Origin of the sequence: Altibacter sp. (assembly GCF_019913785.1) — a bacterium.
GTDB lineage: Bacteria > Bacteroidota > Bacteroidia > Flavobacteriales > Flavobacteriaceae > Altibacter.
The window spans coordinates 1-23800 of sequence record NZ_JAIOHK010000077.1; the positions used below are offsets into that span (position 1 = coordinate 1).

General features: G+C 40.9%; 23 protein-coding genes. 10 read left to right on the forward strand and 13 right to left on the reverse strand.

Features of this window, described 5'->3' with window-relative positions; genetic code table 11:
• Window positions 1-42: 42 nt before the first annotated feature.
• The 7 genes from cdd to K8F54_RS13385 all read left to right on the forward strand — a co-directional run bounded on the left by cdd (window position 43) and on the right by K8F54_RS13385 (window position 7111).
• Window positions 43-525, forward strand: a complete 483-nt coding sequence (cdd, locus tag K8F54_RS13355; RefSeq protein ID WP_290791767.1) for a cytidine deaminase — start codon at window positions 43-45, stop codon at window positions 523-525.
• Window positions 526-629: 104 nt separating this feature from the next.
• Window positions 630-1628 (forward strand): pyruvate dehydrogenase (acetyl-transferring) E1 component subunit alpha, encoded by a 999-nt coding sequence (pdhA, locus tag K8F54_RS13360; RefSeq protein WP_290791768.1) that lies wholly within the window; start codon window positions 630-632, stop codon window positions 1626-1628.
• 3 nt (window positions 1629-1631) lie between these two features.
• Window positions 1632-3239, forward strand: a complete 1608-nt coding sequence (locus tag K8F54_RS13365) for a pyruvate dehydrogenase complex dihydrolipoamide acetyltransferase (protein WP_290791769.1) — start codon at window positions 1632-1634, stop codon at window positions 3237-3239.
• A 75-nt stretch (window positions 3240-3314) separates the two neighbouring features.
• On the forward strand, window positions 3315-3995 hold the full coding sequence (locus tag K8F54_RS13370) for an SDR family oxidoreductase (RefSeq protein WP_290791770.1): 681 nt from the start codon (window positions 3315-3317) through the stop codon (window positions 3993-3995).
• Between the two features lie 3 nt (window positions 3996-3998).
• Complete coding sequence (locus tag K8F54_RS13375; protein WP_290791771.1) at window positions 3999-4595, forward strand: SprT-like domain-containing protein; 597 nt, start codon at window positions 3999-4001, stop codon at window positions 4593-4595.
• 4 nt (window positions 4596-4599) lie between these two features.
• A complete protein-coding gene (locus tag K8F54_RS13380; protein ID WP_290791772.1) occupies window positions 4600-5679 on the forward strand; it encodes a mannose-1-phosphate guanylyltransferase in 1080 nt (359 codons plus the stop codon).
• Between the two features lies 1 nt (window position 5680).
• On the forward strand, window positions 5681-7111 hold the full coding sequence (locus tag K8F54_RS13385) for a DUF389 domain-containing protein (RefSeq protein ID WP_290791773.1): 1431 nt from the start codon (window positions 5681-5683) through the stop codon (window positions 7109-7111).
• A 51-nt stretch (window positions 7112-7162) separates the two neighbouring features.
• Here K8F54_RS13385 and K8F54_RS13390 read toward each other — a convergent pair whose 3' ends face one another.
• The 7 genes from K8F54_RS13390 to gcvP form a co-directional block, all read right to left on the reverse strand.
• Window positions 7163-8776, reverse strand: a complete 1614-nt coding sequence (locus K8F54_RS13390) for an FG-GAP-like repeat-containing protein (protein WP_290791775.1) — start codon at window positions 8774-8776, stop codon at window positions 7163-7165.
• 69 nt (window positions 8777-8845) lie between these two features.
• Window positions 8846-9610 (reverse strand): ATP-binding cassette domain-containing protein, encoded by a 765-nt coding sequence (locus K8F54_RS13395; protein ID WP_290791776.1) that lies wholly within the window; start codon window positions 9608-9610, stop codon window positions 8846-8848.
• Window positions 9610-10347 (reverse strand): ABC transporter permease, encoded by a 738-nt coding sequence (locus K8F54_RS13400; RefSeq protein WP_290791777.1) that lies wholly within the window; start codon window positions 10345-10347, stop codon window positions 9610-9612. Before K8F54_RS13400 ends, K8F54_RS13395 begins: the two co-directional genes overlap by 1 nt.
• Before the next feature lie 50 nt (window positions 10348-10397).
• A complete protein-coding gene (locus K8F54_RS13405) occupies window positions 10398-11264 on the reverse strand; it encodes a glycosyltransferase family A protein (protein WP_290791778.1) in 867 nt (288 codons plus the stop codon).
• A complete protein-coding gene (locus tag K8F54_RS13410) occupies window positions 11264-11785 on the reverse strand; it encodes a methyltransferase domain-containing protein (RefSeq protein WP_290791779.1) in 522 nt (173 codons plus the stop codon). The genes K8F54_RS13405 and K8F54_RS13410 overlap by 1 nt, the downstream gene beginning before the upstream one ends.
• A 3-nt stretch (window positions 11786-11788) precedes the next feature.
• The gene (locus K8F54_RS13415) at window positions 11789-12847 is read right to left on the reverse strand and encodes a ketoacyl-ACP synthase III (RefSeq protein ID WP_290791780.1); all 1059 of its coding nucleotides are present in this window, start codon (window positions 12845-12847) and stop codon (window positions 11789-11791) included.
• A 167-nt stretch (window positions 12848-13014) separates the two neighbouring features.
• Window positions 13015-15864 (reverse strand): aminomethyl-transferring glycine dehydrogenase, encoded by a 2850-nt coding sequence (gcvP, locus tag K8F54_RS13420; protein WP_290791781.1) that lies wholly within the window; start codon window positions 15862-15864, stop codon window positions 13015-13017.
• Window positions 15865-16015: 151 nt separating this feature from the next.
• Here gcvP and K8F54_RS13425 point away from each other — a divergent pair, with 151 nt between their 5' ends.
• Window positions 16016-16840 carry a hypothetical protein gene (locus K8F54_RS13425; protein ID WP_290791782.1) on the forward strand — a complete coding sequence of 275 codons (825 nt, stop codon included), beginning with the start codon at window positions 16016-16018 and terminating at the stop codon, window positions 16838-16840.
• On the opposite strand, the gene K8F54_RS13430 is transcribed toward K8F54_RS13425, so the two are convergent.
• Both K8F54_RS13430 and K8F54_RS13435 read right to left on the reverse strand, forming a co-directional pair.
• Window positions 16817-17059 carry a hypothetical protein gene (locus tag K8F54_RS13430; RefSeq protein WP_290791783.1) on the reverse strand — a complete coding sequence of 81 codons (243 nt, stop codon included), beginning with the start codon at window positions 17057-17059 and terminating at the stop codon, window positions 16817-16819. The genes K8F54_RS13425 and K8F54_RS13430 overlap by 24 nt on opposite strands.
• Window positions 17060-17611, reverse strand: coding sequence for a sigma-70 family RNA polymerase sigma factor (locus K8F54_RS13435; RefSeq protein WP_290791784.1), 552 nt, complete (start codon window positions 17609-17611; stop codon window positions 17060-17062).
• Window positions 17612-17781: 170 nt separating this feature from the next.
• On the opposite strand from K8F54_RS13435, the gene K8F54_RS13440 reads away from it, so the two are divergent.
• Window positions 17782-19227 (forward strand): M20/M25/M40 family metallo-hydrolase, encoded by a 1446-nt coding sequence (locus K8F54_RS13440; RefSeq protein WP_290791785.1) that lies wholly within the window; start codon window positions 17782-17784, stop codon window positions 19225-19227.
• Window positions 19228-19246: 19 nt separating this feature from the next.
• Here K8F54_RS13440 and K8F54_RS13445 read toward each other — a convergent pair whose 3' ends face one another.
• From K8F54_RS13445 to K8F54_RS13460, 4 genes are read right to left on the reverse strand one after another with little or no spacing between them, the layout of a single operon-like run.
• Complete coding sequence (locus K8F54_RS13445) at window positions 19247-21265, reverse strand: M3 family metallopeptidase (RefSeq protein ID WP_290791786.1); 2019 nt, start codon at window positions 21263-21265, stop codon at window positions 19247-19249.
• 16 nt (window positions 21266-21281) lie between these two features.
• Entirely contained in the window at window positions 21282-21440 is a 159-nt protein-coding gene (locus tag K8F54_RS13450) for a GIY-YIG nuclease family protein (RefSeq protein ID WP_290791787.1), read from the reverse strand.
• Window positions 21441-21500: 60 nt separating this feature from the next.
• Complete coding sequence (purE, locus tag K8F54_RS13455; protein WP_290791788.1) at window positions 21501-21986, reverse strand: 5-(carboxyamino)imidazole ribonucleotide mutase; 486 nt, start codon at window positions 21984-21986, stop codon at window positions 21501-21503.
• A 4-nt stretch (window positions 21987-21990) separates the two neighbouring features.
• On the reverse strand, window positions 21991-23151 hold the full coding sequence (locus K8F54_RS13460) for a 5-(carboxyamino)imidazole ribonucleotide synthase (RefSeq protein ID WP_290791789.1): 1161 nt from the start codon (window positions 23149-23151) through the stop codon (window positions 21991-21993).
• A 95-nt stretch (window positions 23152-23246) separates the two neighbouring features.
• Between K8F54_RS13460 and K8F54_RS13465 the strand changes: the two genes are divergently transcribed.
• A partial coding sequence (locus K8F54_RS13465; RefSeq protein ID WP_290791790.1) for an adenylate kinase occupies window positions 23247-23800 on the forward strand: 554 nt, incomplete at its 3' end.

A 23800-nucleotide genomic window follows, 5' to 3' on the forward strand; every position in this document is an offset into this window, starting at 1 on the left:
TGACCTTCAACTTTGGAGACGAGTACGACGAATATTAGACAGGTGAAAAAAATAAAAATTGAAACTCATTTAGAAGTTTTCGACTCGGTTTCGGAGCTTCCAAAAGAAATTCAAGATCTACTTAGTAAGGCGCAGCAAGCACGAGAAAATGCTTATGCGCCTTATTCGCATTTTAGAGTTGGGGCGGCGCTTCAATTGGCTTCAGGAGAAATTGTTACAGGAAACAACCAAGAGAATGCTGCTTTCCCTTCCGGACTTTGTGCCGAAAGAGTTGCCGTATTTCATGCTGGAGCGACCTATCCAGATATGACGATCGTAGCAATGGCGATTACAGCACGCTCACTTAATCAAAAGGTGGATACACCTACTCCGCCTTGTGGGGCATGTCGTCAAGCCTTGGCAGAGTATGAAGTAAAACAAAAAAGCCCTATCAGTATCTACTTTATGGGAGAGGTTGGTAAGGTGGTAAAATCAAATTCAGTAAAAGAATTACTTCCGCTTATCTTCGACAGCTCATATCTTTAATTATTTATTGCATTTTAGCAGATAGCAGTTTTGTAGTCATTCAGAATATAGTATTTTTGTTATTCGTGCAATAAATTCCGAATGGGGATTTTTACTAAGAACAGATGAAAAAAATTACGAAGCAAACCTACCTCGATTGGTATGAAAATATGCTCTTCTGGCGCAAATTTGAAGATAAATTGGCCCAGGTTTATATCAATCAAAAAGTAAGAGGATTTCTTCATTTGTACAATGGTCAAGAAGCGGTATTGGCGGGTGCATTACACGCCATGGATCTTACCAAGGATAAAATGATAACGGCATATAGAAACCACGTTCAGCCTATTGGAATGGGCGTTGATCCTAAAAAAGTGATGGCCGAATTGTATGGAAAGGGAACCGGTACGTCTCAAGGTTTGGGAGGATCTATGCATATCTTTTCGAAAGAACATCGGTTTTTTGGAGGTCATGGAATCGTTGGCGGGCAAATTCCCTTAGGAGCCGGTCTGGCATTTGCAGATAAATACAATAATTTAGATGCCGTAACACTCACCTATATGGGAGATGGTGCGGTACGCCAAGGATCATTACACGAAACTTTTAACCTAGCCATGTTGTGGAAGTTACCTGTGGTTTTTTGTTGTGAAAATAACGGTTACGCCATGGGAACTTCGGTAGCCAGAACCGCAAATCACACCGACATTTATAAGTTGGGCTTGGGGTATGAAATGCCCTGTAAAGCGATAGATGGTATGAAACCGGAAGTTGTGGCGAAGGAGATGGATGAGGCTATTGCAAGAGCTAGAAGAGGGGATGGTCCTACTTTCTTAGAAATTAGAACCTACCGCTATCGCGGGCATTCTATGAGTGATGCACAGCATTACCGAACCAAAGAAGAAGTAGCAAAAAAACAAGAGGAGGATCCTATTTTGTATGTGTTAAATCATATTTACAAAAATAAGTGGGCCACAGAAGCGGAAATTAAAAAGGTAGACGATCGTGTAAAAGATTTGGTAGCCGAATGTGAAAAGTTTGCGGAAGATTCGCCATATCCCGAGAAGAATGTTATGTACGATACCGTTTACGAGCAGAAAGATTATCCTTTTTTACCCCATAAACTATAGATAATGGCAGAAGTAATAAACATGCCGCGCTTGAGCGACACTATGGAAGAAGGGACAGTGGCTACCTGGCTTAAAAAAGTAGGGGATACTGTTTCGGAAGGAGATATTTTAGCCGAAATAGAAACAGACAAAGCGACCATGGAGTTCGAATCATTTTATGAGGGAACCTTGCTTCATATTGGTATTGCCGAAGGGGAAACTGCCAAAGTAGACGCACTACTGGCAATCATTGGGAAAAAAGGAGAAGACATTTCAGGATTGATTTCAGGAAATACAAGCAATGATGAAAAACCGAAAACTCAAAACGAGGAAGCGGTTAAAGCAACAACTAATTCACAAGATAGTGCTTCAAATACGCAAAGTGCCGATCTTCCAAAAGGGGTTGAGATTATCAACATGCCGAGGCTGAGTGACACCATGGAAGAGGGAACTGTTGCCAGTTGGTTAAAAAAAGAGGGAGATACGGTTGCTGAAGGCGATATCCTCGCCGAGATAGAAACCGATAAGGCCACTATGGAGTTCGAATCCTTCTACTCGGGGACCTTGCTTAAAATTGGGATCGCTGAAGGCGAAACGGCAAAAGTAGATGCCTTGTTAGCGATCATTGGTCCTAAGGGTACGGATGTTTCGGGTATTTCAACTAGTGCTCCAAAGAGCAGCAGTGCTGAAGCAATACCTGTTGCTGAAAAAAGAGAGACACCCATTTCCGAAGTTAAATCAGAAACCACAATACCACAGACGGTAGCAACAACCAATATAGAGGGAGGTAGAATCTTTGCTTCTCCACTGGCGAGAAGGATGGCCGAAGAAAAAGGGATACAGCTAAGTTTGGTGAAGGGAAGCGGGGAGAATGGTCGGATTGTAAAAAGCGATATCGAGAATTACACACCTGGAGTTGGAAGTGCTCAAACCTATACACCGGTTGGAGTGGAACGTTTTGAGGAGGTGAAGAATTCACAAATGCGGAAGACTATTGCCAAGCGATTGGGAGAATCTAAATTTAGTGCACCGCATTATTATTTGACAATCGAATTGGATATGGATCACGCTATAGCGGCACGAAATGCCATTAACGCCGATCCGGAGGTGAGGATATCTTTTAATGATATGATTGTTAAGGCATGTGCCATGGCGTTGCGGAAACATCCTCAAGTAAATACACAATGGACAAGCGATGCAATCCGAATTGCAAAACACATTCATATAGGTGTGGCAGTGGCGGTTGATGAAGGCCTTTTAGTGCCTGTTTTAAAATTTGCAGACCAGATGTCCTTTTCTCAAATTGGGGCCAATGTGAAGGATTTGGCGGTGAAAGCCCGAACTAAAAAAATTACACCTCAAGAAATGGAGGGCAGTACGTTTACGGTGTCCAATCTGGGAATGTTTGGTATTAAGGAGTTTACGTCAATTATCAATGCGCCTAATTCGGCCATTTTATCGGTGGGGGCTATTGTTGAAAAACCAGTTGTAAAAAACGGAGCAATAGCGATTGGAAATACGATGAGCGTTACCTTGGCATGTGATCACCGTACGGTTGATGGTGCTACCGGGGCTCAATTCTTACAGACCCTGCGGCAGTATATTGAGAATCCGGTGACGATGTTTGTATAAAGAATTTAATAATTTAATCGAATCCCGATGGCTTCATTTTTACTGAAACTATCGGGATTTGTGTATATTTAGGATATGAAGAACATTATAATTACCGGTACGAGTAGAGGGATAGGATTTGAATTGGTAAAGGTATTTGCCGAAGCAGGTCATTCGGTGTTGGCACTTTCTCGAAATTCAGATCCGGTAACTGCGTTGGGACTTTCAAAGGTTACTGCTTTTGATTTTGATATTGCGAATGAGGCCGAAATGAAAAGGCTTTCAGCACATTTAAAACGAAATATGGATCGGGTAGATGTTTTGATCAACAATGCCGGTCTTTTGGTACACAAACCGTTCTCTGAAACTACTTCCGCAGATTTTATGAAATGTTATTCTGTCAATGTTTTTGGTCTCGTAGCGCTCACTAAAACGGTACTGCCCTTTATGGAAAAGGACAGCCATATAGTGAATATAAGTAGCATGGGGGGTATTCAAGGGAGTACTAAATTTCCGGGACTAAGCGCTTACAGCAGCAGTAAAGGTGCGGTTATTACGCTAACAGAATTGCTGGCAGAAGAATACAAAGAGACCGGGCCATCGTTCAATGCATTGGCCCTAGGAGCTGTCCAGACCGAAATGCTGGAGGAGGTGTTTCCGGGATATAAAGCTCCACTTTCGGCTGTAGAAATGGCCGAATACATAGTTGATTTTGCCCTTGGCGGAAATAAATTCTATAACGGAAAAGTGCTTCAGGTTTCCAGTTCAACACCCTAGCAGATGCAGCGTATCCTTGAAAAATATATTCCTGAAGCGTCGGTAGAAGCGGTTTTTAAACTAATAAAAAAGCACAACGTCCATCTTAAAATTGTCAATGAACGTGTTACACGACATGGAGATTATAGGAAGTTACCCAATGGACAACATCAAATAACGGTCAATGCCAATTTAAACCCGTACCGCTTCTTAATGACGCTGGTACACGAGATAGCGCATCTGGTCGCCTTTAACGAATGTGGTCGCAAAATCAAACCGCATGGAAAAGAATGGAAACATATCTTTCAGCAATTCATGCTACCCTTTATAAGACCCGAGATTTTCCCGAATCAGCTGTTGCCCTTGTTGGCACTTCATTTTAAGAATCCTAAGGCAACCAGCGACACCGATGCGAAGCTTTCTTTGGCCTTAAAACAGTTCGATCCTGAGAATGATAAAAACTATATCTTTGAAATACCTCAAGACGGCTTGTTTAGACTTTACAATGGGAAAATATTTAAAAGAGGACAAAAACGAGTGAAGCGTTACGAGTGCTTGGAAGTGGCGACTGGGAAGATCTATTTATTCAATCCGAATGCCGAAGTTGAATTTTTAAAGTAATTATATGAATAAGGACTATTATGCGGTTATCATGGCAGGTGGGATTGGCACCCGATTTTGGCCTGTAAGTACCAAAGCATTCCCCAAACAGTTTCACGATATGTTGGGAACGGGGCAGACATTGTTGCAAAAAACATTTTCCAGACTGCATAAAATAATTCCTGCAGAGAATATTTATATCCTTACCAATGAGCGATATCTCGATATCACCTTAGCACAATTACCTGAAATCAATTCCGAACAAGTGGTATTGGAGCCGGCAATGCGCAATACGGCTCCGTGTATTTTACTTTCGGCATTAAAAATTAAAAAAAAGAATCAGAATGCCCTAATGCTGGTAGCTCCAAGCGATCATTGGATCGAAGATGAAGCGGCATTCGCGAATGATGTGGAGGCCTGTTTTACTGCGTCCAGTCAAAACGACATATTGATGACCCTAGGTATTCACCCCACTTTCCCAAATACCGGTTATGGTTATATTGAAAGTGATAAAATGGAGGCGTCCGCAATTAAAAAGGTCAGGCAGTTTAGAGAAAAGCCGGATTATGATACCGCAAAGCAGTTTATTTCGGAAGGAAACTTTCTATGGAATGCAGGAATTTTCTTGTGGAGTGTAAAAAGCATTGTCGCCTCTTTTGAAAGACATATACCAGCGATGTATTCACTTTTTGCTGAAGGGAATTCTCTGTATAACACCGAAGAAGAGGCGCAATTTATTGCACAGAATTATGAGAAGGCAGAAAATATTTCGATCGATTACGGGGTGATGGAAAAAGCGTCGAATGTGTATGTGAAGGAAGCATCTTTCGATTGGAACGATTTAGGCACCTGGGGTGCGTTACACGACAAAATGACTTCAAACCCTTCTGAAAATGCAATGGTTCGTGCGATTTCTCATTTGAAAAACGCCCAAGGGAATATGATATATACCGCAGCGGAGAAGTTGGTAGTAATCGATGGGATTGATGATTATATAATTGTTGACAAAGAAAATGTACTGCTAATTTTTCCGAAAGAGAAAGAGCAAAACATTAAGAATTTATTAACGGAAATTAACCATACTTTTGGCGAAAATTATACCTAATATGAATACTTCAGAAACAAATAAGGAGTCAAGTCCAAATGATGTTCTGCCAGAGGGCAACAATTTTAATTCATGGGCCGGTATTAAGAAATTTCTATCTGAATTATTGGATATTCGCCTGGGCACAGATCGTGAAGCGACCATAGAAGCAGTTAAACAGGATATTTCTTTCAAAGGTCATACTGCCTGGATTTTGATATTCTCAATTTTCGTGGCTTCGATTGGTCTTAATGTAAGTAGTGCGGCAGTTGTTATTGGAGCGATGTTAATTTCACCGCTTATGGGACCTATCGTTGGAGTAGGGATGTCGGTAGCAATTAATGATGTAGTTACCTTAAAAAGATCTCTTATTAACCTAGGTGTTATGGTGGTGTTGAGTGTGCTTACAGCATTCTTATATTTTAAGTTATCTCCTTTAACCAAAGAGACACCTGAGTTATTAGCCAGAACCTATCCAACTATTTTGGATGTCTTGGTCGCTATTTTTGGTGGTCTGGCATTGATCGTTGCTAAAACGAAAAGTGGGACTATTGCCAGTGTCATCTTTGGGGTTGCCATCGCTACAGCTCTTATGCCTCCGTTGTGCACGGTTGGCTACGGACTCGCAGTTGGTAATGCTAGTTACGCAGGAGGCGCGCTGTATTTATTCTCTATCAATGCAGTGTTCATCGCATTATCGACCTTTATTGTTTCGAAATTGTTGCGCTTTCCATTGGTGAGGTATGCGAATTCTCAACGACGGAAGCGCATTGCACAGTTGGCTTCACTTATTGCATTGATTGTTATGGTCCCCAGCGTAATCCTTTTTATGAATTTGTTGAAGGAGCAGGTTTTTGAAAATAGAGCGACCATGTTTGTCGACAATATCGTAAAGTACGAGGGAGCCGAAATTGTAAAATCCACTATGAACTTTGAAACAAAATTTATAGATGTATACCTAATTGGGCGTCCTGTTCCCCAGAATAAAATAAATGAATGGACCAACGAACTTAAAGATACAGATAAATTACAAGACATTACCCTACGGGTTTACCAAGGTGCAGATCAAAGCGGTGAATTGGCCGAAAAACTTTCGAGTGAGGTAAAGGCAGGAATATTAGAGGACCTATATGTTAAGAACGAACAATTGTTGCAGGATAAGGATTCTAGAATCACTTTTTTAGAAAATGAAATTGCGAACTTAAAAATAAATAATGTTCCTTTTAAAGAATTAAGCCAAGAAGTTAAGATCAATTATCAAGGGATTGAAACCTTTAGTTATTCGAATAAAATAACGACGAATTTTCAAAAGACAGACACATTACCGGTGATAAATATTCGCTGGAAACGCGAAGTGCCGGTAAGAGATAGAAAAGAACAAATGAAGCGTTTAGAAGCTTGGCTCAAATTTAAAATGCAATTGGACACAATTAGCGTCATAGAATATCCTTAATAAAAAAGGCTCCTAATTTTAGGAGCCTTTTTTAAATTGAGAAACTAATATTTATCTCTTGATAAATTTATAACTCACGTTTTTCTTTTCAATTTCCAATTGTACAAAATACACACCGGAGTTTAAAGCTGAAACGTCCAAATTGTTTTCTGAAGAAATCTTTGTGGAAACAATGATTTTCCCATTTACATCTACAACAGTAACAGGAGTATCTGCCAAACCGCTTAGTGAGAAATTGATAATATCTGTTGTTGGATTAGGATATAATTTGATTCCATTGATCTGAAAATCGGTAATAGCAAGTGGATTGCTTCCTTCCACAATGATATGAGTTTCATTGATGTTTGGATCGATCACATAATCTACGATTCCGGATGGCCAACGAATAATCATTTGATCGATCACCGTGCTTTGTCCAACTCCGAAATGTCCCACCAAGGAATTCATATGGCTAAAACCTTGTCCGGAACGGATTTCACGTATTTGCATTCCCCAGTCGCCATAAATCTCTATACGTGCACCTATACCGTTGAGGTTGCTCTGAACTCCTTCCAATCCAACTTTAACCCAATTATTCGAATTTCCTTGGTTTATCCAAAGGTCACCGTCGTTAACGACATCTAAAAATCCGTCGTTGTTCATGTCGCCTATGGCTCCTTCATCAAATGGCAGATCGATACCTGTAAAGGTCATATCACCGTTATTGATATATAATTCTTTAGACAATTCAGAAAAGATGTCTACAAAACCATCGTTATTGAAATCTCCCGCCTGATTTTCCCATGCCCCAAGGTCATTGGGGTCTATGCCCGTAGTTCCAATAATGTCGGTAAACATTCCGGTTCCGTCGTTTTCCATGAAGCGATTTTGAAAATCATGGTTAACAATAAAGGCATCAAAGTCACCGTCATTATCAAAATCTTCAAAAACGGTCGCCCAAGATTGTGCGTTATCCCGCATATTGATGTCTAATCCATTTTCGGTAAAGGTTCCATCGCCATTATTGGTGTACATTGCATTGTCGCGATTTACATCTCCAACAGGAGCGCCACCTCTACATTTTGTAAGGTACATGTCTGAATCGCCATCGTTGTCGTAATCTACCCAGATAGCCGCATAGTTTCCGGGGCGATCTAAAGTCTGAATCAAATTTTGATCTAATACCATGTTTTGTCCGCCATCATTACGGTAAGGGTGACTTTCGTCCACATCATGACAAACAAAGGCATCAATGTCTCCGTCGTTGTCAATATCATTAAAGGTGGAACGCTGTGAGAAGATATACTCTGGATGGGTGTCTTCGGTATAAAGAGTTCCATCTCCATTAGCAAACAAAAAGGATACTCTTGATCCATTTCCTAATACAAGATCGTTGTAGCCATTTTTGTCTATATCGGCTGCTGCAACACTCCAGTCTGGGGCGTTTGCAATTGACATAGTAATAAATTCGGAAATAAAAGTGCCGTTTGGTTGTTGGTAATCGATACCAATACCTCCTGAACTTACACGAACGTAGTCATCCAGATAATCGCCATTCATATCTACGGCGATCTCCGAAGTGTCCGGGTAGTTTCCAATTAATCCACTTTGGTTGATAAAATTAACCTGGGCCCAAAGTGATGCACCACACAATAAAGCGATGCCTAAAAGTAAATTGTTTTTCATAATTTGGTTTTTTAATAAGGCTAAAAATAACTTAAAATATTTGATTAGCACAAGGTTAGGAAGTAAAATTCACCCTTCTTTTAATTGGACATCTCTAATTTTTTTAAATAAATCCGATGAATACACAAAGTTGGTAACATCTTCATTATCGGTTTTAAAGATATCTTCATTGGTGCCCTGCCAAACTAGTTTTCCGTGTTTTAACAATACGATACTTTCACCTATTTCCATAACCGAATTCATATCGTGGGACACCACTACAGTGGTAATATTATATTCGTGCGTAATTTCCTGAATTAAATTATCAATCACTGTTGCTGTCTTTGGATCCAGACCCGAATTGGGCTCATCGCAAAAAAGGTACTTGGGTTTGTTGACAATCGCTCTTGCAATGGAAACTCTTTTTTGCATGCCACCCGAGATCTCGGCAGGAAATTTTTTGTTGACATTTTCAAGATTAACACGAGCTAGAACTTCATTTACTCGATCCAGCATTTCAGTCCGTTTCTGATTGCTGAACATACGTAATGGGAACATAACATTCTCTTCAATCGTCATGGAATCGAATAAGGCACCCCCTTGAAAAAGCATGCCAATTTCTTCACGTAAGGTTCTTTGTTCTGCATCGTTCATATGTTGAATGGCCTTGTCCTCGTAATAAATCAACCCTTCTTCGGGCCTAAAAAGCCCTAAAAGACATTTGAGCAATACCGTTTTTCCGCTACCACTTTGTCCTATGATGAGGTTAGTCTTACCCCTATCAAAAACGGTGGTAATTCCTTTTAGAATTTCTTCATCACCAAAACGCTTGTGTACATTTTCAACTTTGATCATTAGCTTAAAAGGAGTTGAGTTACTATATAATTTGAAAGGATTATGAGGACACTGGTCCAAACAAAGGAATTGGTACTCGCCTTTCCTACTTCTAACGCGCCACCTTTCATATAATATCCTTGCCAAGATGGCACTGTTGCGAGGATAAAGGCAAAAACAAATGTTTTTATAAAGGCATAGGTCAAGTGAAACGGATCGAACGAATCTTGTAGTCCGGCGATAAATTCGGGAGAAGATGTAAATCCGCCGTAAACGCCTGCTATCCAACCACCAAATATACCCAAGAACATGGCTACGGCGATCACAAAGGGGAAAAACAACAAGGCAATAATTTTTGGAAAAACCAGATAGTTGAGTGAATTTATGCCCATCACTTCCAGAGCATCAATTTGTTCGGTAACACGCATAGATCCGATACTTGATGTTATAAATGACCCCACTTTTCCCGCCATGATGATAGAGATAAAAGTGGGTGCAAACTCCAGAATGATGGACTGCCTTGTTGCAAATCCGATAAGCGATTTAGGGATCAAGGGATTCGATAAATTCAAGGCCGTTTGTATCGTAATTACCCCTCCGACGAAGAACGAAATAAAGGCGACAATGCCCATAGAGGTAAAAATTAGATCATCTATTTCTTTGAAGATCAATTCCTTTAATACAGATCCTTTGGTGAAACTGCTGAATACTCTTTTGAGCATTAAAAAATAAGAGCCAATGTCTTTGATATACTTCATAGGATAATCGGTCTTGCTAAAGTAACAAAATTAGCCGAGGGTGCTTCCATCTATTTTTTAGATGAAATGAATAGCAATTTCTTTTTTATGTTTTTCCACCGCAAGTCTCTAATAAATTTCCCTTCTGCTTCGGAAACGATAAAAGGTTTACGGTCTCGTTGTGCTTTCCGGTAGCCCTGAAGGCAATGTATATAGAATAAGAAATTTTTCTTGTTCCAGGCCAATTTCGCCGAAGCAATGTTAGTAAGTAGAAAACCGTACTGCATCCGGTGAAAGGCTTCCCCTTGCTTGAATCTTGCAGCTCGCGAATACGAAGCTCCGGTGGGTTTTAAGTGTTTCACGTGTAAGGAAGTGTCGGTGGAGACCGTCCAGCCGTGGTACTGCGCCAAAAGCTCGTCCACAGTATCCCAGCCCATCACATTTTTTAAACCCCCAATTTGATGAAAACATTCTTTTCGATAGGCTTTTAAAGCCCCACGTATATGATCTTTGTTCGTAAGACTTTCCAATACCCAATTGCCGTTCTTCTCGATATAGCAAAAACCGCCGGCCATCCCACAACTCGGGTCGTTTTGAAAGATTTGGTGTATGGTGGCCAGATAATGCTTCGGAAAAATGAGATCGGCATCAAACTTACAAATCACGTCGTAGGTAGCATCAAGTGATTCCAAACCCTTGTTAAAGGCATTGATTACCTTGCTTCCGGGACTGTGCAGATCTTCAGAAACCTGTAAAACCGATTCAATAAATGCATATTTAGAAGTAAATGAATCAATGATGTTTTGGGTGTTGTCTGTTGAGTTGTCGTTTACCACAACCACTTTTTTTGGAAGCACGGTTTGGTCTATCAAGGATTGAAGCGTTTTCGAAAGATAGTCCGCTTCGTTATGTGCCGGTATGACAATACAAAATTCCATCAAATTCGTTCGGCATAGATCAAATAATATCGAGGCGTAAATCGTCTAAGGATAGGTCGTATGCCTAATTTCTTTACAGGGTTGGTGAACTTCTCCCTTTTTTTAATGTGCCATCCGGCTTTTTCGAGTAGCCAATCGAATTGCCAGTCTTCAAATTCGTGATAATGTCGGTCACGTTCATCAGTTTTACTTTGATAAGCCGATGCAAACCACAACTTTAACGGTACGGAAGCTACCAGTTTTTTGGCTTTAATTGTTTGAAGGACGTTGAAGGGGGAAACCAAATGCTCAAAAATTTCGAAGGCAGTGACCAAATCGAAATTGTCAGTCGCTACCGCCTCTGTGTCAATATCCAAATCTTCTCCTTGGGTGTTGGTTACGGTATAACCATGCTTTTTCATGATTTCAGAAAAAGGATTTTCTACTCCTAAATCGAGAATTTTTTTAGGGGGAGCAACTACTTCTTGTAAAAAGCGGAGGGTGTGTTTATATCGCTTCTTGGGGTATTTTTCTTCATACATAAATTAGACGCGATAAATAATGGCATTGATATTCATGCCGGCACCAACACTGGCAAAGATGATTATATCTCCCTGCCGAATACGATGATCGCCCAATTCCTCTTTTAAGACAAGATCATATAGGGTAGGAACAGTTGCCACACTAGAATTACCTAACTTATCTATGGTCATGGGCATTACATCCTCCGGAGGTGTCTCATTATATAACTTATAAAACCGATTCATAATGGCCTCATCCATCTTCTCATTGGCTTGATGGATAAAAATCTTTTTGATTTCTGTAATTGAAATACCTGTTTCATCCAAACATTCTTTCATGGCTGAAGGCACATTGTTCAACGCAAACTCATAGATTTTTCTGCCATACATTTTAATATACCTTCGCGCATCTGTCAAGTCCTGATTGTTCGACTCCCCGAAATAAATAAAATGAGCTTCGTCGTAAGTATAGGTCGCGCTTTTATGGGCAAGTATACCGCTATCGCCTGACTTGTATTCCACAACGGTAGCACCGGCTCCATCGCTATAGATCATGGAATCCCGATCGTGTTGGTCTACAACGCGAGACAGGGCTTCGGCCCCTATGACCAAACACCTCTTTGCAATTCCCGATTTGATAAAGGCGTTGGCCTGTATCATAGATTCCACCCAGCCCGGGCATCCAAAAAGCATATCGTAAGCAACGCAATATGGATTTTTAATCTTTAAATTGTGTTTTACACGGGAGGCAATGCTAGGCACTGTATCACTTTGTACAGCTCCGTGTTTAACATCCCCATAATTATGGGCAACAATAATATAATCTAACGTTTCTTTATCAATTCCTGCATCTTTGATAGCCAGTTCGGCAGCAAAGGAAGCAATATCGGATGTATTTAGGTTGTCTGTAATATACCGTCTTTCCGCTATCCCGGTAATGGCCTTGAACTTTTCAATAATCACATCATTTTCATAGCCAAATTTCGATCCGTCTTCGTTGTAAAAACGATGATTTTCAAACTCTTCATTGGTTGCAATCCCACTGGGAATGTAACTGCCGGTGCCAATAATTGTAACTCCCATTGTCATTAAAATTTCGACTAAATTACTGAAAAGTACTAAGCTATCATTGTTATTTTATGTGAAATCAATTCAAATTGGATTATTCGTAGAATTCGGTGTTTTTAAAATAAAATCCTCAACATCTACAACAGAATATTGAGGATTTTCTAATCTTAAAACAATTTGTTTTATGCCTCCATAAAGGCTTCTATTGGTGCACAGGTGCAGATGAGGTTTCGATCACCATAGGCATCGTCCACTCTTCGAACCGAAGGCCAGAATTTATTTTCTGAAATATAATCCAATGGAAATGCCGCCTGTTGCCTGCTATATGGAAACTCCCAAGTGTCGCTTGTCACCATTGCTAAGGTATGTGGGGAGTTTTTAAGGACGTTGTTATCATCGTCCTTATTTGCTAGGTCAATTTCTTTTCTGATAGAAATCATAGCATCACAAAAACGATCCAATTCTTGCATACTCTCACTTTCGGTCGGTTCGATCATTAATGTTCCTGCCACCGGAAATGAGACTGTTGGCGCATGGAAACCATAATCCATCAAACGTTTTGCTATATCGGTTACTTCTATTCCATTCGCCTTGAACGGACGACAATCTACGATCATCTCGTGGGCTGCCCGACCCCGTTCTCCCGTATACAACACATCGTAATGTCCTTTTAGGCGTTCTTTGATATAGTTGGCGTTCAAGATGGCATATTGTGTAGATTTCTTCAAACCGCTCTCTCCCAACATACAGATATAGGCATAGGAGATCAAACACACTAATGAGCTACCCCATGGAGCTGCCGAAATGGCCGTAATCGCTTTCTCACCACCCGTTTTTATAATCGGGTTGGAAGGAAGAAACGGAACGAGCTGTTTAGCCACACAAATGGGGCCAACACCCGGACCACCACCTCCGTGAGGAATCGCAAAGGTCTTATGTAAATTCAAATGGCATACATCGGCACCGATAGCTCCCGGATTGGTTAAAGCCACCTGTGCATTCATATTGGCGCCATCCATATAGACCTGACCACCATTATCGTGAATGATACCCGTAATTTCACGGATAGCTGATTCGTATACCCCATGTGTCGAAGGATAGGTAACCATTAGACAAGATAGATTGTCTTTGTGTTCAATTGCCTTGGCTCGTAAATCTTCAACATCTATATTTCCATCTTCAGAGGCTTTGGTGACCACAACATCCATACCGGCCATTACTGCACTGGCCGGATTGGTACCGTGGGCCGACGAGGGGATCAAGCAAATATTCCTATGACCTTCTCCTCGCGATTCGTGATAGGCTCTAATCACCATAAGTCCGGCATACTCTCCTTGTGCCCCCGAATTGGGCTGCAAAGAAGTGCCGGCAAAACCCGTAATTTCGGTAAGCTGATTTTCTAATTTTTTAAGCATTTGTTGATAGCCTTCCGCCTGCGTAACGGGAACAAAAGGATGCATATTCCCCCACTGAGGATCACTTAACGGAAGCATTTCGGCAGCAGCATTCAGTTTCATCGTACAGCTTCCTAAAGCGATCATAGAGTGATTCAACGACAAATCCCTACGCTCCAGTTTCTTGATATACCGCATCAATTCGGTTTCACTATGGTAGCTATTGAATACTTCATTCTGAAGGAATTCTGTTTTTCGCGCTGCTTCTTGGGGAATCTTGTTTCCGACGATCAATTCGGTTAACTTGATGGTTTCTTTATTGAACGCTTCAGCAAAAACCTGAATAATCTTATTGAGGTCTTTTAAGGTAGTAGTTTCATTCACCGAAATGGAAACCGTTTCCTCATCGGGATAGTAGAAATTAATTTCTTTGCCTTCCGATAAATATTCGATTTTGGTAGCATCGGTTTTGATGGCGATGGTATCAAAAAAAGTTTCATTTGCTTGCTTAAAGCCTAGTTTTTCTAAGCTTGTTGCTAAGGTAACCGCTGTATTGTGCACTTTATTGGCTATAAATTCTAGCCCTTTAGGTCCGTGATATACAGCGTACATTCCAGCCATTACCGCCAAAAGAACTTGAGCAGTACAAATATTGGAAGTTGCCTTGTCGCGCTTAATGTGTTGCTCCCGTGTTTGTAATGCCATACGTAAAGCACGGTTCCCATCGGTATCTTTGGTAACGCCAATAATACGCCCCGGGATATGACGTTTGTACTCTTCTTTGGTCGCAAAATAAGCGGCATGCGGTCCTCCATAGCCTAATGGAATACCGAAACGTTGCGTAGTTCCCACTACGATATCGGCTCCAAAATGACCGGGAGATTCTAATTTTACTAAACTCAGAATATCGGCAGCGACAGCTACTTTTATCTGGGCTGTTTTTGCATTTGCAATAAAGTCTTTAAAATTATGAACGGTTCCTGTCTTGCCGGGATACTGCAAAATAGCTCCAAAAAATTCGGCTGAAAAATCGAATTCTTCATGGTTTCCTACGACCAATTCAACTCCAATAGGGGTGGATCGCGTTTGTAGTAAAGACAAAGTTTGCGGCAGAATTTCTTCGGAAACAAAGAATTTTGAAGCATTGTTCTTTTTCTGTTCTCGTTCTCTAACTGCATATAGTAATGCCATCGCTTCGGCAGCTGCAGTTGCTTCGTCCAATAGTGAAGCATTGGCCAGTTCCATTCCGGTAAGGTCGACGACCATGGTTTGGAAATTCAACAGGGCTTCTAATCGGCCTTGTGCAATTTCAGCTTGATACGGTGTATATGCTGTATACCAACCCGGATTCTCCAATATATTTCGTTGAATGACCGGCGGAGTGATCGATTGGTTATAACCTAACCCAATATATGTTTTGTAAATTTTATTTTTTGAAGCTAATTCAGTGATGTGTTCTAAGTACTCATTTTCACTTAAGGCCATATCGAGCGATAGGTCTTCTTTAAGCAAAATATCATCCGGAATTGTTTCTGAAATGAGTTGGTCGAGGCTCTCGGCACCAACAGTTTTAAGCATTTTGGCAAGGTCACTTCTTCTGGGACCAATGTGTCTAAGGGCAAAAGAATCTGTGTTCATTATGTGCAATTAAATTTAATGCCGTCTTGTTTCTGAAGGCAGGTGCAAAATTACATATTTTACTATTAAAAACGCTTTTTTTTATTTAGTTGAAATCGATAACTTTTCAACTAGAAATTTAGGTTACTAACTCTTTAGCTACTTTTGTGTTATGAAGCTTCTTCGCAGTGTTTTTAGTTTTTATATCAACAGCAGTACACATGTGGCTTTAGCAGTATTAGCCTTGCTTCAAATCACCGTATTGGAATTTAATTTAGAGGTATCTTATTCGCTGTATGGATTTGTATTCTTCGGAACCATAACTGCGTATAATTTTGTTAAATATGCCGGCGTAGCTGGTCTGCATCATTACAGCCTGACAGAATCGTTAAAGGCCATTCAGGTTTTTTCGGTTTTCTGTTTTGTTCTGCTCTTCTATTTTGTGTTACAACAGACGGTTAGAACGATTATCGCAGCCTCTTTTTTTGGTCTTCTTACCCTGTTCTATGCAATACCGCTCCTTAAAAAAAAGAATTTGCGTACGGTCACGGGTCTGAAAATATTTATAGTTGCCATGGTTTGGGCGGGAGCGACGGTGGTGGTTCCGCTTGTAGCATCCGGAACTGAATTTAACAATACAGAATTGATTGTTTTTGTACAGCGAATTTTATTGGTGATAGTCTTGACAATACCCTTCGAAATTAGAGACCTTCCTTATGACGCTGCATCCTTGCTAACACTGCCGCAACGATTGGGTATCAAAGCTGTTAAAACGGTTGGTTATGTGGTGCTGCTCGGCTGTATACTGTTGGATTTCTTAAAGGATGAGGGAATACTTCCTTTCACGATAAGTTTGATGGTATTTTGTGCACTTGCGGGGCTGTTTCTATTTTATTCTGAAAAAAAACAATCCAGATATTTTGCTTCATTTTGGGTGGAAAGCCTTCCGATTGTTTGGTTGGGTATTGTGCTATTAACGATTCATTTCTTCATGTAATCGAATCTTAATCGCCTCTTTTTTTTCCGAAGGAAGTGTTTTTAGATCGGCTTTGTTAATCACTTCTGTGAGCTTGCCGTTTTTCTTGGATTGCACACGACAAATACGACAAACAATATGATGTAGTTTCATGAGCAACTTCTGCCAATTGCTCGCTTCTTTATATTGTGCTTTGTCACACGTTTCTGCTGCTTGTTCGCAACTAATAGGTACCTTCATTTAAAACCAGTTTTTTTCTAGACAATCTGCCATCGCTTTACGGGCGCGATGTATGATAACCCAGAGGTTAGACGGCGTAATATTGTATTCATTACAGATAGTTTCTGTATCGAATCCTTCAATTGTCTTCATCTTAAAAATGGCAGCCTGTTTTTCATTTAACCCTTCCAGACAATTTAGAATAGCGAGTCCCAATTCTTCATTTACCATAGTGTCCTCGGCGGTTTTGTCGAAGGGATCACTTACCCGTTCTTCCAACCAATCCCCTTCGGAATCTTCGCTATTGTAGTTCATACGGACTTCTGCCTTTCCCTTTCTCGAATTTATCTTCCGGTAATGATCTATGATCTTCCGCTTTAAAATAGAAATAAGCCAGGTACGCTCACTCGCCTCGCCTTTAAAATTCTTTTGAGATTTAAGCCCTGCCAAAAAGGTTTCAGAAATTAAATCCTGTGCTATTTCATGATCATTCACCCGTACGATTGTATAATTGTACAGATAATCTGAATAGCGATCTACCCAAGAATTGGGATGTAATAGATTTGATGACATACCTAAGGTGTCGAAGCGTAGATCAAAAATAGAAAAGATTTATAAAGTACGAACCGTATTAACTTATTTATAAGATAGCGTGGTGTTAAATATTTGAAAGATAAGATACAATAGCGTATTATATAGTACTTTTATTTTTTAATTATTTAATATTAATTGTACCCATTTTTATGAAAAAAATACTTACACTCTTATTACTTTTCCTTGTTGTTTTCTCAAGTTCAGCACAGGATACTTCATTTTATGCTACCATGGCCTTAAATGATGCGGAAGCACTTAAATCGGACTTGCCCTTAGAGGTGGAAATTTTGGCCAAAAAGCAGAACGAAGCCGTGGTCTATATGACGGAAAATGCAAGTCATATGCTACATGACCGCGTGTTGGTCCATGGACCGGGATATGTGTTCAAACCTTCCTATGAGGATGCTATTGCTGCCTTAGAGCGGCCCACTGTTATACCTGCCAACTCGAATATGGTCTTTACCATCACCGAGGATCAATGGGTACAGAACGCTATGGATGCTGTAAATACACAGAATATTGAGGATCAAATTTTAGTACTTCAAAATTATGGAACACGATACCATAACAGAGCTTCGGCCACACAGGCGGCCAACGACCTAAAGACAAAATGGGAGAATATGGCGGCTAGTTATGGCAGGACCGATGTGAGTGTTCGGCTTTTTAATCACGTAAATACCAATATGCCTTCCGTAATTATGACCATTGCCGGTGCCGAGACACCCGATGAGTTTGTAATCGTTGGAGGACATCTCGATTCTACGGCAAACCCCAGTAATGACAATGCCCCCGGTGCCGATGATGACGCTTCCGGAATTTCAACGATTACCGAAGCTGCTCGGGCCTTGTTTGAAACAGGATTTGTTCCGAAAAAATCCATCGAATTTATGGCCTATGCCGCCGAAGAGATCGGCTTAGTAGGATCTGCAGAGATTGCCCAAGAGTATGCAAATAATAACATCAATGTGTCGGCTGTGGTGCAATTTGATATGACCAATTACAATGGATCGGGATACGATGTCGGACTTATCACAGATTATACCTCTCCAACATTAACCGGATTTCTTTCACAATTGATGGATCATTACAATGCTTCGGGAGCTCACCAATTTAGTTATGGAGCCTCCATGTGTAATTACGGTTGTTCAGACCATGCTAGTTGGACGGCAGAAGGGTATATGGCCGCTTTTCCTTTCGAATCGGGATTTGGACAACACAATCCGAACATTCATACGGCAAACGATGTGTTTAGTATTTCTGGAAATGCCGAACACGCTGCAAAATTTTCGAAGCTTTGTGTGGAGTTCTTGATTGAAGCATCCAAAAGTGACATTATTCTGGCTGTTTCTGAAAATGAATTGGATAATTATCAAGTTTATGTCACTGATAGTACACTGAATTATTCCCTCACAACTTCGTCGGCTACCTTAGACAATATTGTGCTATATGATATACTCGGGAAGCGCATTATGCAACTGGAACATCCTAAAAATAGCGGTCAGGTTTCCCTTGAAGCCTATGCCTCCGGATTCTATATTGTTACCCTGGAATTTGAAAATGGGAAGCAATTTTCCAAGCGAATCGTCGTCGAATAAATTTATGCCTAAAAGTAGATTAAAGCAACCCGGCCCTTTTTAAAAGGGCTTCCGGGTTTGGCTTTTTCCCTCTGAATTTTATATACAATTCCATCGGGTCTTGCGTCCCACCTTGTGAAAGCACGTAATTTTTAAACTTATTGGCCACTTTCTTATTAAAGATTCCTTCTTCTTTAAAATAGGCGAAGGCATCTGCATCCAATACTTCAGCCCATTTGTAACTGTAATACCCCGCCGAATATCCTCCTTGGAAAATATGGGAGAAGGAAGTACTCATGCAATTTTCAGCAACATCCGGGAAGAGTTGGGTCGCCCCAAAAGCACTTTTTTCAAAAGCTTTCACATTGTCTATTCCCGAAGGATCACTCCCATGCCATGCCATGTCTAATAGTCCGAAACTCAATTGCCGAAGCGTTTGCATGCCTTCGTGAAAGGTAGCCGAGGCTTTTATTTTTTCAACCAATTCCATAGGAATTACTTCTTCGGTTTGGTAATGTGTGGCAAACAGCTCTAGCGTTTCTTTTTCATAACACCAGTTTTCCAATATCTGACTCGGCAGTTCGACAAAATCCCAGTAGACATTGGTTCCCGAAAGGCCTTTATACGTGGTGTTTGCTAACATACCATGCAGGGCGTGGCCAAATTCATGAAATAAGGTGGTTACCTCATTAAATGTGAGCAGAGAAGGTTTGCTAGGAGTAGGTTTTGTAAAATTACATACAATGGAAACTTGCGGTCGTTCGTTCACACCATCCTTGATCATTTGCGATTTAAAAGAAGTCATCCATGCACCGCCGCGTTTTCCGGGACGTGGATGGAAATCAGCATAGAAGATAGCCGCCAAAACGCCATCGCCATCGGTAACGCGATAGGTTTTTACATCGGGATGGTAGGTGTCAATATCGTGCACTTCGTTAAATTGAAGTCCGTATAGTTTTTCCGCAACTGTAAAGACACCTTGGATTACTTTTTGAAGCTCAAAATAGGGTTTGAGTTTTTCATCGTCCAGATCGAATAACTTTTGTTTCAATTTTTCGGCATAGTAGGCACTGTCCCATTTTTGCAATTGGTCAATCCCGTCCAATTCTTTTGCGAAGGCTTCTAATTGGTCAAATTCCTTTTGTGCCGCAGGGGTAGCTTTGTCGAGCAATTCTTTCAGAAAAGATTGTACTTTTTGTGGTGTTTCGGCCATGCGTTCTTCCAAAACGAAATGTGCATGGGAATCGTAACCAAGTAATTGGGCTCGTTGATGCCTTAACTTTACAATTTGTAAGACATTTTGTTGGTTGTCTAAGGTATCGCCGTGAAACCCTTTGGAACCAAAGGCCAGAGATAATTTTTTCCGAAGCGAACGACTATCGGCATACATCATAAATGGAATATAGCTGGGGTAATCCAGTGTAAATAGCCATCCCACTTTCCCTTTTTCTGAAGCCGTTTGTGCAGCAGCTTCCACGGCGCCTTCCGGTAGCCCGGACAGTTCGTCTTCTTTGGTAATATGCAATTCGAATTTATTGGTTTCGGCCAGGACGTTTTCACCGAAAGTGAGCTTCAGTTTGGACAATTCGGTATCCAATTTCCGAAGTATCGCCTTATCTGCTTCAGAAAGATTGGCGCCATTCCTTGTAAACCCTTTGTATTGCTTTTCCAGGAGCATTTCCTCTTCGGGATTTAGAGCAAGTGCTGTCCTTTGGTCATATACCGATTGTACTCTTTTAAAAAGCGCTTCGTTGAGTAGTATATCATTGCCAAATTCAGAAAGCAACGGAGATACCTCCTGAGCGATCTTTTGGATCTCATCGTTGGTTTCGGCACTATTCAGATTAAAAAAAATGCCGGTAGCGCGATCCAATTGCAATCCGGTATATTCCAAGGCCGCTACCGTATTCTTAAAAGTAGGGGGTTCAGAATTCGAGGTGATATTATCAATCTCGCCTTTAGTCACTTCGATGAGCTTTTTTATACCCGGCAGGAAATGTTCATTTTTTATTTTTGAAAAGGGAGCCGTATCAAAAGGCTGTAATAAGGGGTTGTTCATTATATAAAGTTATTTTTTATCCGGTCGAGCGCAGTCGAGACCTTCTTTTATATGTAAAGGAGGAGGTGTTTAATCCGTTCTGATGTTCTAAAAACCTACGAGCAATATTATTGGTTATTCCTGTATAAAGTAATCCATCCGCACATTTTAGAATATAAATGTAATAGGAATTCATTTTTTGTTGGCAACACTGTTAAAAACAAGGTTTCGACTGCGCTCGACCCAGCATTAGATTTTACTTTTTAATTTTTTTAGCGCCTTCTTCTACTTTTATTTTTAAGCCTTCCTTATAGGCCAATATTTTATCGAGCATACATTTATCTGCCGATCCAATAATTTGGGCGGCTAGTATCCCCGCATTTTTAGCACCATTTAGGGCGACCGTAGCTACAGGAACGCCACCTGGCATTTGTAGAATGGATAAAACCGAGTCCCAGCCGTCGATAGAATTACTCGATTTTACGGGAACACCAATAACCGGCAAGGGAGAAAGCGACGCTATCATTCCCGGTAGGTGAGCTGCACCACCGGCACCGGCTATGATCACCGAAATTCCTCTTGTGTGGGCCTTCTTTCCATAATCGAATAGCTTGTCTGGAGTGCGATGTGCCGATACTATATCGACTTCTACTTCTATGTCAAAGCCTTTTAAAATATCGATAGCTTCTTGCATGACCGGAAGGTCACTTGTACTTCCCATAATGATTCCTACTTTGCTCATACTACTATTTTTTACTAATTACCTGAATTGTTTTCTTGACTTTTTCGGCCACCGAACGGGCTTCATGGATATCTTTATTTACAATGGTGACATGTCCCATTTTTCGGAAGGGTCTTGTTTCTTTTTTACCATAAATATGGGGCGTTACCCCCTCCATAGCCATGATGGTTTCTATGTGCTGGTATACCACATTTCCGGTATGACCTTCGGCACCCACCAAATTTACCATAATACCTCCCAATTTACTATCGGTCTTTCCAAGGGGTAGGTTTAAAATAGCCCTTAGATGCTGTTCAAACTGATTGGTAAAACTAGACTCAATGGTGTGATGGCCGCTGTTGTGGGGTCGTGGTGCCACCTCATTCACTAAGATTTCATCATCTTCTGTTTGGAATAGTTCCACGGCAAGCAACCCAATATGTTCAAAGGCTTCCGAGACTTTTTTGGCGACCGCGCGTGCTTTTTGTGCAACCTGTTCATCGATCCGTGCCGGGCAAATTACATATTCCACCTGATTGGCTTCGGGGTGAAACTCCATTTCGACCACCGGGTAGGTTTTAACGTCACCTTTTAAATTACGTGCGACTATGACTGCCAATTCGTTTTTAAAGGGAATTAGTTTTTCGGCAATACATTGCCCATCAGGCAGAGGACTTATATCGGCCTCATGGCGAACAATACTCACCCCTTTACCATCGTAACCGCCTGTACAGCTTTTCCAAACAAAGGGAAAGTCGAGTTCCTTTTGCGCCAGCGCTGCCTTCAGTTTATTTTTGTCTTCAAAAAGAATAAAAGGGGAGGTGGGGATACCATGTGTTTTGTAAAATTGCTTTTGTACGCCCTTATTCTGAATATTTCGAAGTGTTTCGGAAGAAGGATATACCTTTTTTCCTTCTTCTTCCAGTTTTTCCAAGGCAGCAACATTCACATTTTCAATTTCGAAGGTAAGCAGATCTACCTTTTTTCCGAAGGAATATACGGTGTTGTAATCCATCAAATCGCCTTGTTCAAAACGGTCGCAGGCTATTCGGCATGGGGCTTCAGCACTGGGATCAAGTACGTGAGTTTTAATATCAAATTTACGGGTTTCGTAGAGCAGCATTTTGCCCAATTGGCCTCCGCCAAGAATTCCAAGGGTGAAATCGGAAGAAAAATAATTAGCCATCGCACAAAGGTACAATCTTCTTTGCAATTGTTATCTTTGCACCTTTATTTATGTGCCGATTTTTAACATCACTATTCAAGAAGAAAAATAAATCTATGAAGAACATTGTATTGTTTGGGCCTCCGGGTGCCGGAAAAGGAACACAGGCCGAGGTTTTAAAAGAAAAATACCAATTAGTACATATCTCAACGGGAGATGTATTTAGATATAATATTAAAAATGAAACTGAATTAGGGAAACTAGCCAAGTCGTATATGGACAAGGGACATTTGGTGCCCGATGCCGTGACCATTAATATGTTGAATGCCGAAGTAGAGAAGAATAAAGGCGCCAACGGATTTATTTTCGACGGATTTCCCCGTACCGAAGCACAGGCAGAGGCCTTGGCAATTTTGATGCAGGAAAAGAATTCACAGATCAATGCGATGGTGGCCCTTGAAGTGGACGATGAGGTTTTGGTGCAACGATTGTTGGAGCGTGGTAAAGTCAGTGGCCGAGCCGATGATGCCAACGAAGCCGTGATCAGAAATCGTATAAAAGTATATTACGATGAGACGGCTATTTTAAAGGGATACTATAAAAAACAAGACAAATACTACGGTGTGGACGGCGTGGGGAGCATTCAAGAAATCACCGATCGTTTAAGTGC